The organism is Mangrovimonas sp. CR14 (assembly GCF_011764015.1).
Classification (GTDB): Bacteria; Bacteroidota; Bacteroidia; order Flavobacteriales; family Flavobacteriaceae; genus Mangrovimonas; species Mangrovimonas futianensis.
Window position 1 is genome coordinate 194,950 of the sequence record NZ_JAAFZY010000003.1, and the last position, 12,700, is coordinate 207,649.

Below are 12,700 nucleotides of genomic sequence, written 5' to 3' on the forward strand. Positions count from 1 at the left end.
TTATGTTAACATTCCACCATCAACATTAATGGTTTGTCCTGTTACATATGCACTTAAGTCACTGGCTAAGAACACACAAGCATTTGCAACATCTTCAGGAGTTCCGCCACGTTTTAATGGAATAGAATCTCTCCAACCTTGAACTGTTTTCTCATCTAATTTACCAGTCATTTCAGTCTCGATAAATCCTGGTGCAATAACGTTACTTCTAATATTTCTACTTCCTAATTCTAACGCTACTGATTTTGAAAAACCAATGATCCCTGCTTTGGAAGCAGCATAATTGGTTTGTCCTGCATTTCCTTTTACTCCAACTACAGAACTCATATTGATAATAGAACCTTTTCTTTGTTTAAGCATAGTTCTTTGAACTGCCTTCGTCATATTAAAGACTGACTTCAAATTAACTTCGATTACCTTATCAAAATCTTCCTCACTAATCCGCATTAACAAATTATCTTTGGTAATTCCAGCATTATTAACTAAAATATCCACTGAACCAAATTCAGCAACGACATCATCTACCAATTTTTGAGCCTCATTAAAATCGGCAGCATTACTTTGATATCCCTTAACTTTTACTCCGAAAGTTCCTAAGTCTTTTTCCAATTGTTGAGCAGCTTCTACAGAAGAACTAAAAGTAAATGCTACATTGGCTCCATGTTGAGCAAAGGTTTCTGCAATTCCTTTACCAATTCCTCTACTCCCACCAGTGATTATTGCTGTTTTTCCTTCTAATAATTTCATTTGATTTTAAAAAATAGTTGATATTCAAATATACTAATAACAAATTGACGAAATAAAAAAAACCTCACAATATTGTGAGGTTTTAAATACTATTTAAGAATAATTACCCGACTACTTCGGCCACTTTTTTACCGATTTCAGCAGGAGAATCCACTACGTGAATTCCACATTCTCTCATAATTTTCTTTTTTGCTTGAGCTGTGTCATCACTTCCACCAACTATGGCACCAGCATGTCCCATAGTTCTACCTGCAGGAGCAGTTTCACCAGCTATAAAACCAACAATAGGCTTTTTGCTTCCACTTTCTTTATACCATTTGGCCGCATCAGCTTCCAATTGACCACCAATCTCACCAATCATAACCACGGCTTCTGTTTCAGGATCATTGACCAATAATTCTACCGCTTCTTTGGTAGTAGTTCCAATAATAGGATCTCCTCCAATACCAATTGCAGTAGTAATACCTAAACCTTGTTTTACTACTTGGTCTGCCGCTTCATACGTTAGGGTTCCTGATTTAGAAACAATCCCTACTTTTCCTTTTTTGAAAACAAATCCTGGCATAATACCCACTTTTGCCTCTTCTGGAGTAATAACTCCTGGACAGTTAGGACCAATTAAACGACAATCCTTATCTTTTATGTAATCAGCAGCTTTAATCATATCAGCTACTGGAATACCTTCTGTAATTGTAATGATTACTTTGATTCCTGCATCGGCAGCTTCCATAATAGCATCAGCAGCAAATGCTGGCGGAACAAAGATAATAGTTGTATCTGCCCCAACTTGATCAACAGCTTCCTTAACGGTGTTGAAAACAGGCTTATCCAAATGTGATTGTCCGCCTTTTCCTGGAGTAACTCCACCAACTACGTTGGTACCGTAATCAATCATTTGACCAGCGTGAAAGGTACCTTCACTACCAGTAAATCCTTGAACTATTATTTTTGAATCTTTATTAACTAAAACGCTCATTTATGATAGATTTATATTTTTTTTCGAAAACAAATTTAAATTAATACTTAATTAAATTAAAGGTTTTTTACACTTTTATTTGGGAAAAGGAATTAGCCGCCAAAGCATCATCATCTGCCAACTGACTAATCTCGAAACCTTTGAACAACTTTCCATCTTTTAGTTCCCAAATACTAATATAATGCGCCAAAGCAGTCTCTTCATTATCATTCTCAACCGTTGTCACGTAAACAGTATAACGGGTAGTCACATAATTATCTTCTTGCAAAACGTGACTGATTTCTGTTCTCAATTCTGGAAAAGCAGCATTCAAACGCTTTATAAAATCAAAAATACCTTGATGATCTAATGAATGGAATCCTTTGCTACTATTCCAATGAAGTAAGCAGTCGGGATGAAAAAAGTCAATGAAATGTGCCAGAATGTATCTAAAATCAGTTTTATAATAATTCTTGACAAATTCCTTTGAACTCATTCTATTGATTCTTTAGCTTATTGATGATATTAGGAATTTCCTTGACATAGGCCATTTCTTTAAGCTTCTGTCTGGCTTCTTCAGCGGGATACCCAAAATAGGTTTTATGACCTTCCAAAGATTTACTAACCCCTGACTGCGCTAAGATGACCGCTTTTTCTCCAATGGTAATACCACTGGTACTTCCTACCTGCCCCCAAATGGTGACTTCATCTTCAATCACTACACAACCCGCAATTCCTACTTGGGACGCTAAAAGACATTTTTTACCTAAAACGGTATCATGACCAATTTGAATTTGATTGTCCAGCTTAGAACCTTTGCCTATGGTTGTATCTCCTGTCACACCTCTGTCAATAGTACAGCAAGCACCAATATGAACATCATCCTCAATTACCACACGCCCTCCAGAAAGCAATTGATCAAATCCTTCTGGTCTGTTTTTGTAGTAAAAAGCACTAGCTCCTAAAATAGTTCCAGCGTGAATTATCACATTATCTCCAATTACCGTGTCATCATAGATGACTACATTGGGATGAATAATACAATTATCACCGATAGTTACATTGTTTCCAATAAAACAGTTAGGCTGAATGACCGTTTTGTTTCCAATTTTGGCAGTTTCTGAAATGGAACTGGAAGAAGGAACAAACGGTTTGAAATGATTGGTTAATTTATTAAAATCCCGAAATGGGTCATCACTAATCAATAAAGCTTTACCTTCCGGGCAAGCTACCTCTTTATTAATTAAAACGATAGTTGCCGCCGATTGCAAAGCTTTATCATAGTATTTTGGATGATCTACAAAAACAATATCCCCTGGTTCAACCACATGAATTTCGTTCATTCCTAATACAGGAAATGACTCATCTCCAATAAAATCACACCCAATTAAAGATGCGATTTCTTTTAACTGATATGTTTTAGGAAATTTCAATTATTCCTTGATTCGTTCTTTATACGTCCCTTTTTCAGTTTCAATTTTGATTTTATCCCCTTCGTTTATGAATAAAGGTACCATCACTTCAGCTCCTGTTTCAACGGTAGCTGGCTTAGTTGCATTGGTAGCTGTATTTCCCTTAACCCCTGGTTCAGTTTGAGTAACCTCCAAAATAACACTTGCCGGCATCTCTACTGATAGAGGCAAATTATCTTCTGTGTTGATAAGAACAGTTACAACTTCACCTTCCTTCATTAAATCAGCACGATCTAAAGCTGCTTCCAACAATCTAATTTGTGTATAATCTTCAGTATTCATGAAATGGTAAAACTCCCCATCATTATACAAAAATTGAAACTTATGTGTTTCCACTCTTACATCTTCAATTTTATGTCCCGCTGAGAAGGTGTTATCTATCACTTTTCCAGTAGTAACACTTTTCAGTTTAGTCCTAACAAAGGCTGGACCTTTACCTGGTTTTACATGTAAAAATTCTACAATTTTATAAATGTCATGATTAAAACGAATGCATAGTCCGTTTCTAATATCTGATGTACTTGCCATATAATTTTAACTTGATTTTACGTATCCTTTCATGATTCCGCGATGAGAATTCTTTATGAATTGTAAGATTTCATCACGCTCTGGAGTTGCCTCCATTTCAGCTTCAATAATATCAAAAGCCTGAGTATTGTTATAATTTTTTTGATACAGAATTCTATAGATATCCTGAATTTCTCTGATTTTCTCTGTAGAGAATCCCCTTCTTCTAAGTCCTACTGAATTTATTCCAACATAAGATAAAGGTTCACGTGCAGCTTTAACAAAAGGAGGCACATCTTTTCTTACTAAGGATCCACCTGTTACGAAGGCATGATTTCCGATAGAGCAGAATTGATGTACAGCAGTCATACCAGCAAGTACCACATAATCACCTACGGTGATATGACCTGCAAGCGTACTGTTATTAGAAAATATACAATTGTTTCCCACGATACAATCATGTGCTATATGGCAATAAGCCATAATTAAACAATTGTCGCCAACAACCGTTTTCATTTTATCTGTAGTTCCTCTATTGATGGTCACACACTCTCTAATCGTGACATTATCACCGATAATTGTTAGAGTATCTTCATCATCATATTTAAGATCTTGAGGAACAGCTGATATCACAGCACCTGGAAAAATATTACAATTTTTTCCAATTCTCGCTCCTTCCATGATGGTTACGTTACTACCAATCCAAGTTCCTTCACCAATCACTACGTTGTTATGTATGGTAGTAAATGGGTCAATCACCACATTCTTGGCTATTTTGGCGCCCGGATGGACATATGCTAAAGGTTGATTCATTTCTTAGTTTTTTACTTTACTTATTTGTGCCATAAGTTCTGCTTCAGCACATAATTTTCCGTTAGCATAAGCATATCCTTGCATATGACAAATACCTCGTCTAATAGGGGTTAATAAATCACATTTAAAGATTAAGGTATCCCCAGGAACCACCTTTTGCTTGAACTTCACATTATCTATTTTCATAAAAAATGTAAGATAATTTTCAGGATCTGGAACGGTGCTTAGCACTAAAATACCTCCTGTTTGAGCCATGGCTTCTACTATTAATACACCCGGCATAACTGGAGCTCCTGGAAAATGTCCCTGAAAGAATGGTTCGTTCATGGTCACATTTTTCATGCCTATAACACAAGAATCCGTTAAGCTAAAAATTTTGTCAATCAATAAGAAGGGCTGCCTATGAGGCAACATATTCATAATTTGATTCACATCCATCAAAGGCTCTTGATTTAAGTCAATTTTAGGAACATTATTCCTTCTTTCATTCTTGATGACCTTTGACATTTTTTTTGCAAACTGTGTATTGACAAAGTGTCCTGGTTTGTTTGCTATAACTTTTCCTTTAAGTCTAATACCTATTAAAGCCAAATCTCCAACCACATCAAGTAGCTTGTGTCTTGCCGCTTCATTAGGGTAATGCAATGTTAAATTGTCTAAAATACCATTGGGTTTTACGGCAATGGAATCTTTATTAAAAGCTATTTTTAATTTATCAATAGTTGCTGGAGAAATTTCTTTATCAACGTAAACTATTGCATTATTAAGGTCACCTCCTTTAATAAGTCCATGCTCTAAAAGCGTTTCCAATTCATGTAAAAAGCTGAAAGTTCTTGAGGATGAAATTTCAGTTTTAAAATCACTCATGGTGTTTAAAGTGGCATTTTGGGTTCCCAAAACTTTGGTGCCAAAATCTACCATGGTTGTGATTTGATACTCGTTGGATGGCATAACCAATATTTCACTTCCAGTGTCTTCATCGGTATAAGAAATCACATCACTTACTACAAACTCTTCCCTGAAAGCATCCTGTTCTACGATCCCTACTTTTTCTAGAGCTTCTACAAAAAACTTAGAAGACCCATCCATAATTGGAGGTTCTGAGGCATCTAACTCGATGATGGCATTATCAATATCCATTCCCACTAATGCTGCCAAAACGTGCTCTGACGTTTGGATTGTCACTCCATTTTTCTCTAAGCAAGTTCCTCTTTGGGTATTGGTAACATAATTAACATCCGCTTCAATAATAGGAGTGCCTTCCAAATCTATTCTTTTAAAAGCAAACCCGAAATTTTCAGGAGCAGGCTGAAAGGTTAAAGTAACCTCAGTTCCTGTATGCAAACCAACTCCTTTTAAAGAAATGGAGTCCTTAATGGTTTTTTGTTTGACTTCCGTATTAACTATTGCCATTTATTTTCTTTTCAATATCGTTTATGTTTTTAACTATTTTAGGGAAGTTCTTAAAGTGAACATATGATTTGTTAAATTCACCATAATTAAGCGCTGGCGATCCTTGCAACATTTCATTGTCTTTAATATTTCTTCCTATTCCTGATTGTGCTTGAATCTTTACATTGTTTCCTATAACAATGTGTCCCACAATTCCTACTTGCCCACCAATTTGACAATTTTCTCCAATTTTTGTTGAACCAGCAATTCCGGTTTGTGCAGCTATTACGGTATTTCTACCTATTTCTACATTATGGGCTATTTGGATTTGGTTATCCAATTTAACACCTCTTCTTATAATGGTCGAACCTAATGTAGCTCTATCAATAGTTGTCCCTGCCCCCACATCAACAAAATCTTCTATAATAACATTTCCTGTTTGGGGTACTTTGGAATATTCGCCATTTTCATTAGGCGCAAATCCAAATCCATCCGCACCAATGATTACTCCAGAATTAATCACGCAATTACTTCCTACCTTACATTCTGAATAAATTTTGGCTCCTGAAAATATGATGGTATTATCACCTATCTCTACATTATCTCCTATGTAGGCATTTGGAAAAATTTTGACATTATTGCCAATCTTGACATTTTCACCCAAATACGTGAAGGCGCCAATATAAATCTTTTCACCATGCTGTGCCGTTTCCGACATAAACACTGGTTGCTCTATTCCTTCCTTATTCAATTTAACCATGTTGTAATATTCCAACAATTTTGAAAAGGATTTATAGGCATCATCTACCTTAATTAAAGTCGTTGACAAGTCATGTTCTGGTGAAAATGTCTTATTAACTATGGTGATAGAAGCCTGTGTAGAATAGATATATGATTGGTATTTTGGATTGGCCAAAAAGGTAAGAGAGCCTTCAGTGCCTTCCTCTATTTTTGAAAGTTTAGATACTTCAACATCGGGGTTACCCTCAATGTCTCCTTCTAAAATTCCCGCTATCTGATGTGCTGTAAATTTCATTGTCGCAAAAATATAAAAAAAAGTCCTAAAGTTTTTCTTTAGGATAACACATATAGAATTTTGTTACTGGTTTTGAAAGGGCTTTTAGGTTTAATTGATCGGATGCCTTGATGATGTTTTCTATCTTCCCTGATTTATACAAAATATTAATATGGTCCTTTTTCATTTGATAGGCTTGATTTGATATTTCGCCGGTAAAAACAAAATATGATGCCTCTTTTTCAGAGATATTGTACTTCTCCATTAACTTACTTCTATGAAACTCCAATTTCTCTTTTTGAACTTTTTTCTTTTTTAATTTTATCTTTAATAAATCCCTATTAATAATCATATCAGATAAATTCCTCAAAACAAAATCCGAATGATATTGCCATTCTTTCATAGCCGAGATGATATCATAATCATCTAATCTCGCAAATACTTCTAGAGTATTTGAATCGAAATTCTCTATACGGATATCATTCGATAAAAAATACTGTAAAGCCTCAGTGCATTTGAGTGTTTTCCCTTCATGAGTCAATTCTTTGGCTCTTTGCAACATCCTTATTAATAATTGCTCTGCTACCAAACTAGTTTTGTGCAAGTACGTTTGCCAATACATCAATCGTCTTGCTACCAAAAACTTCTCTACACTATAAATCCCCTTTTCCTCTACAACCAGTTCATCATCTACAACATGCAACATGGTAATTAGTCGCTCACTATTTATATTTCCTTCGGCTACACCACTGTAAAAACTATCTCTTTTTAAATAATCTGCTCGATCCATATCTAATTGACTTGAGATGAGCTGACATAAAAAACGACGTTGATATTCCCCCTTGAAAATTTGGATTGCAAGCGTTAAACTTGAGTTAAACTTATCATTCAAATGCTCCATAAACATCATGGAAATTTGTTCATGAGATACATTATTTACAATACTATTTTCCATAGCATGAGAGAAAGGTCCATGCCCTATATCATGTAATAAAATAGCTATATAAAGTGCCTGCTCTTCCTCTTCAGAAATCTCAACACCCTTAAACCGAAGTACATTAACAGCTTTTTGCATTAAATGCATACAACCTAAAGCATGATGAAACCGTGTATGATGAGCACCTGGATAAACGAGATATGACAAACCCATTTGAGAAATTCTTCTAAGTCTTTGGAAAAATTTATGCTCAATCAAATCATAAATCAGCGAATTTGGAATGGTAATAAATCCGTAAATTGGATCGTTAAATATTTTGAGTTTGTTTTGCACTCTCAATCTTTAAAACATTAATTAGTTAAACAAATATACATGAACCATATAAATATTCTTTGGGTTGATGATGAAATTGACCTTCTCAAACCTCACATCCTTTTTCTTGAAAAAAAGAATTACAAAGTAACCACTTGTAAAAGTGGCAGTGAAGCTTTGGATGCTTTAGAAGAAAAAACATTTGATATTGTCTTTTTGGATGAGAACATGCCGGGACTTACTGGATTGGAAACCTTAAATGAAATCAAAGAGAAAAGAAGCACTTTACCGGTCGTTATGATAACTAAAAGTGAGGAAGAATATATTATGGAAGAAGCCATAGGCAACAAAATTGCTGACTACCTCATTAAACCAGTCAATCCCAATCAAATTTTATTGAGTTTAAAGAAGAATTTGGATCATTCCCGTTTAGTTTCTGAAAAAACTACTTCCAATTACCAACAAGAGTTTAGAAAAATAGCTATGGATTTATCTATGGTGAACTCTTATGAAGAATGGGCCACTTTGTATCAAAAACTCATTTATTGGGAAATGGAGCTAGAAAACATTGAAGATGCCGGTATGTTTGAGATTTTAGAATCACAAAAGACTGAAGCTAACATTCAATTTGGAAAATTTATTGATAAAAGGTATTCTGAATGGTTTAAAAACAATCATGATGCCCCTGTCATGTCTCATACTTTAATGAAAAAATGGGTAGTCCCTGAATTATCAAAAGACCAGCCTACCTTATTAATAGTCATTGATAACTTGAGATATGACCAATGGAAAGCATTTGAACCAATTATTTCGCAATACTATAAAAAGGAATCTGAAGAACCCTATTTCAGCATTCTTCCTACTGCCACCCAATATGCCAGAAATGCTATTTTCTCTGGACTCATGCCCAGTGACATGGAAAAAAGACATCCCGATCTATGGAAAAATGATACCGACGATGGCGGCAAGAATCTGCACGAAGCCGACTTTCTTGAGGCTCAAATGAAACGTCTTGGCTTGAATGATTATAAGTATGAATACCATAAAATTACCAATCTAAAAACAGGCAAAAAGTTAACTGAAAACTTCAAATCTTTAAAAGATAACGACCTAACAGTGATCGTGTACAATTTTGTGGATATGCTATCACATGCCAAGACCGAAATGGAAGTTGTAAAAGAATTGGCCTCAAATGATAAAGCATATCGTTCCCTGACACAAAGCTGGTTTAAAAACTCTCCTTTGTTGGAAATGATACAACAAGCGCAACAACTAGGTTTTAAATTACTGCTAACCACAGACCATGGAACTATAAATGTAAAAAGACCTTCAAAAGTCATTGGTGATAAGGATACAAGTTTAAACCTTAGATACAAAACGGGAAGGAGTTTAACTTATGAAGAAAAAGAGGTTTTGGTTGTTAAGGACCCAAAATCGGTTCATTTACCTTCCATAAATATGAGCAGCTCCTTTATTTTTGCCAAAGAAGATATGTTTTTTGCTTATCCTAATAATTACAATCATTATGTAGGATATTACAGAAACACTTACCAACATGGAGGGGTTTCGCTAGAGGAAATGGTTATTCCATTCATTAAACTGAGTCCGAAATAAATCCTTGTAATGCATAAAAATCCGATGAAATACATATTTTTTTGGGTATTGTCACATTTTATTCTTAATATTGTCAAGTAATATCTCAAATTTTGGATACCAACTATTTAATTTCTGATTTAGAAGATGTTGCAAAAGAAGTTCTTGCAAATCTGAAAACCAAAACAATAATCCTCAAAGGTAGTATGGGTACCGGCAAAACTACCCTCATCAAATCTTTAGTTAAACAACTAGGAAGTAATGATGAAGTTTCCAGCCCTACCTTCTCCATTGTAAATGAATATCATTTAGCCAATGGTAAAATTTATCATTTCGACTTATATAGACTTAATGATATTGAGGAGGCCTATAATTTTGGTATTGAAGATTATTTGTATTCTGGACATTGGAATATCATTGAATGGCCTGAATTAATAGAAGATTTGCTTGATGATTATGATAAAATCGAATTAAACATTAATAAAGATAATAGTAGAAATTTAAGATTGAAAGCATAAAATAAAGAACCCAATCTGCCAAAAAATGCACGACTTACGGTTTTTCCCGTAATGAAAAATCCAAAAAGTTATGTTTTTAACATAATTTTAACATTTCGAGACAACTAAACAGAAGGTCTCTACATACTTTTGGGATATAATTAATTAATTAATCCCTTATTATTATGAAAACTAAGAAGTATGTAATCGCAATTGCAATTTTTGGTGGAATGCTGTTCACAGCTCAAGCTACTAACATTTTGAAAGTTGATGGACACCAAACCACAAAAATCGAAAAAAAGCCATTTAAAGTACCAACCCACGGCTAAAAAAGGGTTATTGGTAGGGAGTTTAATTGCTACTTTTATAGCAATTACACCTTACTTATATTCATTATACGAAAGTGTTCCACAAACACAAATATGGAACACTTTTTTATTTTCATATAACAGTACTTATTGGCAGGATGCCAATTTGGTTATGTGGATTTTAACTGGAAAGCTAATACCTCTTCTACTTCTTACTATTTGGTTTTTCACTTGTCGCCATTGGTGGTATCATGCATTATTAGTACCTATTCTTATGTATATTTATCAAATAATAGGCTTATTTAATGAAGACTTGAAGTACATTGACGAATTACAATTACTCTATCTATTACCAATCATGGCTATTGTTATCCCTTCAATTTATCTAATAAGAGCCCAAATGTTCAACAAATTGAATACTGTTGACAAATCTATGGAAGACCTAGAAGAGGAGTTCAAAATTAAACCTACCACCCTTTGGGGTAAAATCAAACAGTATTTTTAATTACAGCCTATTTACTTTCAAAATTTAATTGTATTTTGACTTTTATTTTATTAAGCTATCATGTCAAAATCTTTTTCGCCATTTTCTAAACACGAACTCATACCTCAAGAGGAAACTTTAGAAATTCTTAAACATAAAAGTGCCCTCTTTATTGGTATTCCAAAGGAAACGGCCTACCAAGAAAAACGTGTCTGCTTAACTCCTGATGCCGTTTCGGCATTAATAAACAATGGCCACAGAGTTTTAATTGAGTCTGGTGCTGGGTTTGGCGCCAATTTTACTGATACGGATTATTCAGAAGCCGGAGCAGAAATAACAAATGATCAAGCCAAAGTCTACGGATGTCCTATAATTTTAAAGATAGAGCCCCCTACCCTAGAGCAAATAAAACTAATTAATCCCCAATCTATTTTAATTTCAGCTTTGCAATTAAAAACTCAAAGCAAAAAATATTTTGAGGTCTTAGCTTCTAAAAGAGTTACTGCTCTTGCATTTGAATTTATAAAAGATGAAGATGGCGCCTATCCTGCTGTTAAATCATTAAGCGAAATAGCTGGAACTGCTTCTGTATTGATAGCTGCTGAATTATTAAGTAATGTTAATGATGGTAACGGTTTAATGTTTGGGAATGTTAGTGGTGTACCACCTATTGAAGTTGTTATTTTGGGTGCTGGAACTGTTGGTGAGTTTGCTGCTCGAAGTGCTATGGGACTGGGTGCGAACATCAAAATCTTTGACAATTCCATCACTAGGCTACGAGGTATTCAAACCAATTTAGGCAGACCTCTATTTACATCCACACTTCAGCCTAAAAATTTATTAAAAGCACTTAAACGTTGTGACGTTGTTATTGGCGCCGTAAGAGGTAAGGATCGTTCACCTATTTTGGTTACAGAAACAATGGTTGAATGCATGAAACCTGGCTCTGTTATTATTGACGTTAGTATTGATATGGGTGGTTGTGTTGAAACTAGTGAAGTAACCACACATAAAACCCCAACATTTACTAAGCATGGTGTCGTTCACTATTGTGTTCCTAATATCCCGGCCAGATTTTCGAGAACAGCCTCTATTTCAATTAGTAACATGTTTACGCCATATTTATTGAAAATTGCCGATGATGGAGGTCTGGAAAATTCATTAAGATTTGACAAAGGTTTAAAAAATGGATTGTACTTTTACCACGGCATTTTAACAAATAAAGCCGTAGGAGAATGGTTTGATTTAAAACACAGCGATATCAACCTTCTTATTTTTTAATCTAATTCATTTTTAATGAAATTCATACATCGTCTGGGGTATTACTTGGGAGGATTTTCAATTGGCCTCATTCTTTTGGCCTTCTTCTTAAGTGGAAAAAAGGTATCCTGTGATTACGGTCCCGAAGCCAGAGTTAAAAAAAACATACAATCTAAGCCTTTAAAATATTCCGAGATCATTCAATCACAAATCGGTTCCGGTTCCATTGACAGTCTTGACATCTCCTCCGTTTTGCAACAAGGAGATATTGTTTTTTCTGAAAGCGAACCAAGAAAAGAACCTTGTGGTGTTTATAAGATTAAGTTTGAAGAGAAAGAAATCATGGTCGAAAATTGTGACAGTTTAGTTTCAATTCTTTCTTATAAAAAATAGAAAAGGGAGCGATAT

Annotated in this window: 14 protein-coding genes; 5 read left to right on the top strand and 9 right to left on the bottom strand. The window is 34.6% G+C overall.

Annotated features, from left to right (window positions below):
- From fabG to GZ212_RS06945, 9 genes are all read right to left on the bottom strand, one after another.
- Complete coding sequence (gene fabG / locus GZ212_RS06905; protein WP_166958459.1) at nucleotides 1-747, bottom strand: 3-oxoacyl-[acyl-carrier-protein] reductase; 747 nt, start codon at nucleotides 745-747, stop codon at nucleotides 1-3.
- Between the two features lie 103 nt (nucleotides 748-850).
- Complete coding sequence (sucD, locus tag GZ212_RS06910) at nucleotides 851-1,723, bottom strand: succinate--CoA ligase subunit alpha (protein WP_166958461.1); 873 nt, start codon at nucleotides 1,721-1,723, stop codon at nucleotides 851-853.
- 67 nt (nucleotides 1,724-1,790) lie between these two features.
- Nucleotides 1,791-2,198, bottom strand: a complete 408-nt coding sequence (locus GZ212_RS06915) for a nuclear transport factor 2 family protein (protein ID WP_166958463.1) — start codon at nucleotides 2,196-2,198, stop codon at nucleotides 1,791-1,793.
- A gap of 1 nt (nucleotide 2,199) precedes the next feature.
- Nucleotides 2,200-3,135 (bottom strand): UDP-3-O-(3-hydroxymyristoyl)glucosamine N-acyltransferase, encoded by a 936-nt coding sequence (locus GZ212_RS06920; RefSeq protein ID WP_166958465.1) that lies wholly within the window; start codon nucleotides 3,133-3,135, stop codon nucleotides 2,200-2,202.
- The gene (gene efp, locus GZ212_RS06925; RefSeq protein ID WP_053969995.1) at nucleotides 3,136-3,702 is read right to left on the bottom strand and encodes an elongation factor P; all 567 of its coding nucleotides are present in this window, start codon (nucleotides 3,700-3,702) and stop codon (nucleotides 3,136-3,138) included.
- A 6-nt stretch (nucleotides 3,703-3,708) separates the two neighbouring features.
- Entirely contained in the window at nucleotides 3,709-4,494 is a 786-nt protein-coding gene (gene lpxA / locus GZ212_RS06930; RefSeq protein ID WP_053969996.1) for an acyl-ACP--UDP-N-acetylglucosamine O-acyltransferase, read from the bottom strand.
- Between the two features lie 3 nt (nucleotides 4,495-4,497).
- The gene (locus GZ212_RS06935; protein ID WP_053969997.1) at nucleotides 4,498-5,907 is read right to left on the bottom strand and encodes a bifunctional UDP-3-O-[3-hydroxymyristoyl] N-acetylglucosamine deacetylase/3-hydroxyacyl-ACP dehydratase; all 1,410 of its coding nucleotides are present in this window, start codon (nucleotides 5,905-5,907) and stop codon (nucleotides 4,498-4,500) included.
- Nucleotides 5,894-6,922 (bottom strand): UDP-3-O-(3-hydroxymyristoyl)glucosamine N-acyltransferase, encoded by a 1,029-nt coding sequence (lpxD, locus tag GZ212_RS06940; RefSeq protein WP_166958467.1) that lies wholly within the window; start codon nucleotides 6,920-6,922, stop codon nucleotides 5,894-5,896. Before lpxD ends, GZ212_RS06935 begins: the two co-directional genes overlap by 14 nt.
- A gap of 25 nt (nucleotides 6,923-6,947) precedes the next feature.
- Nucleotides 6,948-8,177, bottom strand: a complete 1,230-nt coding sequence (locus tag GZ212_RS06945; RefSeq protein ID WP_166958469.1) for an HD domain-containing protein — start codon at nucleotides 8,175-8,177, stop codon at nucleotides 6,948-6,950.
- Between the two features lie 33 nt (nucleotides 8,178-8,210).
- Here GZ212_RS06945 and GZ212_RS06950 point away from each other — a divergent pair, with 33 nt between their 5' ends.
- The 5 genes from GZ212_RS06950 to GZ212_RS06970 all read left to right on the top strand — a co-directional run bounded on the left by GZ212_RS06950 (nucleotide 8,211) and on the right by GZ212_RS06970 (nucleotide 12,685).
- Complete coding sequence (locus GZ212_RS06950) at nucleotides 8,211-9,764, top strand: bifunctional response regulator/alkaline phosphatase family protein (RefSeq protein ID WP_166958470.1); 1,554 nt, start codon at nucleotides 8,211-8,213, stop codon at nucleotides 9,762-9,764.
- A gap of 92 nt (nucleotides 9,765-9,856) precedes the next feature.
- Nucleotides 9,857-10,261 (top strand): tRNA (adenosine(37)-N6)-threonylcarbamoyltransferase complex ATPase subunit type 1 TsaE, encoded by a 405-nt coding sequence (gene tsaE / locus GZ212_RS06955; RefSeq protein ID WP_166958472.1) that lies wholly within the window; start codon nucleotides 9,857-9,859, stop codon nucleotides 10,259-10,261.
- A 249-nt stretch (nucleotides 10,262-10,510) separates the two neighbouring features.
- The gene (locus tag GZ212_RS06960) at nucleotides 10,511-11,053 is read left to right on the top strand and encodes a hypothetical protein (protein ID WP_166958474.1); all 543 of its coding nucleotides are present in this window, start codon (nucleotides 10,511-10,513) and stop codon (nucleotides 11,051-11,053) included.
- A gap of 60 nt (nucleotides 11,054-11,113) precedes the next feature.
- The gene (locus GZ212_RS06965) at nucleotides 11,114-12,313 is read left to right on the top strand and encodes an alanine dehydrogenase (protein ID WP_053970002.1); all 1,200 of its coding nucleotides are present in this window, start codon (nucleotides 11,114-11,116) and stop codon (nucleotides 12,311-12,313) included.
- Between the two features lie 15 nt (nucleotides 12,314-12,328).
- On the top strand, nucleotides 12,329-12,685 hold the full coding sequence (locus GZ212_RS06970; RefSeq protein ID WP_166958476.1) for a hypothetical protein: 357 nt from the start codon (nucleotides 12,329-12,331) through the stop codon (nucleotides 12,683-12,685).
- Nucleotides 12,686-12,700: the final 15 nt, after the last annotated feature.

Bases quoted from the DNA above. Each gene is read 5' to 3' on its own strand.
- fabG (WP_166958459.1), bottom strand. From the start codon at position 747: ATGAAATTATTAGAAGGAAAAACAGCAATAATCACTGGTGGGAGTAGA.
- sucD (WP_166958461.1), bottom strand. From the start codon at position 1,723: ATGAGCGTTTTAGTTAATAAAGATTCAAAAATAATAGTTCAAGGATTT.
- GZ212_RS06915 (WP_166958463.1), bottom strand. From the start codon at position 2,198: ATGAGTTCAAAGGAATTTGTCAAGAATTATTATAAAACTGATTTTAGA.
- efp (WP_053969995.1), bottom strand. From the start codon at position 3,702: ATGGCAAGTACATCAGATATTAGAAACGGACTATGCATTCGTTTTAAT.
- lpxA (WP_053969996.1), bottom strand. From the start codon at position 4,494: ATGAATCAACCTTTAGCATATGTCCATCCGGGCGCCAAAATAGCCAAG.
- GZ212_RS06935 (WP_053969997.1), bottom strand. From the start codon at position 5,907: ATGGCAATAGTTAATACGGAAGTCAAACAAAAAACCATTAAGGACTCC.
- lpxD (WP_166958467.1), bottom strand. From the start codon at position 6,922: ATGAAATTTACAGCACATCAGATAGCGGGAATTTTAGAAGGAGACATT.
- GZ212_RS06950 (WP_166958470.1), top strand. From the start codon at position 8,211: ATGAACCATATAAATATTCTTTGGGTTGATGATGAAATTGACCTTCTC.
- GZ212_RS06960 (WP_166958474.1), top strand. From the start codon at position 10,511: ATGGACACCAAACCACAAAAATCGAAAAAAAGCCATTTAAAGTACCAA.
- GZ212_RS06965 (WP_053970002.1), top strand. From the start codon at position 11,114: ATGTCAAAATCTTTTTCGCCATTTTCTAAACACGAACTCATACCTCAA.
- GZ212_RS06970 (WP_166958476.1), top strand. From the start codon at position 12,329: ATGAAATTCATACATCGTCTGGGGTATTACTTGGGAGGATTTTCAATT.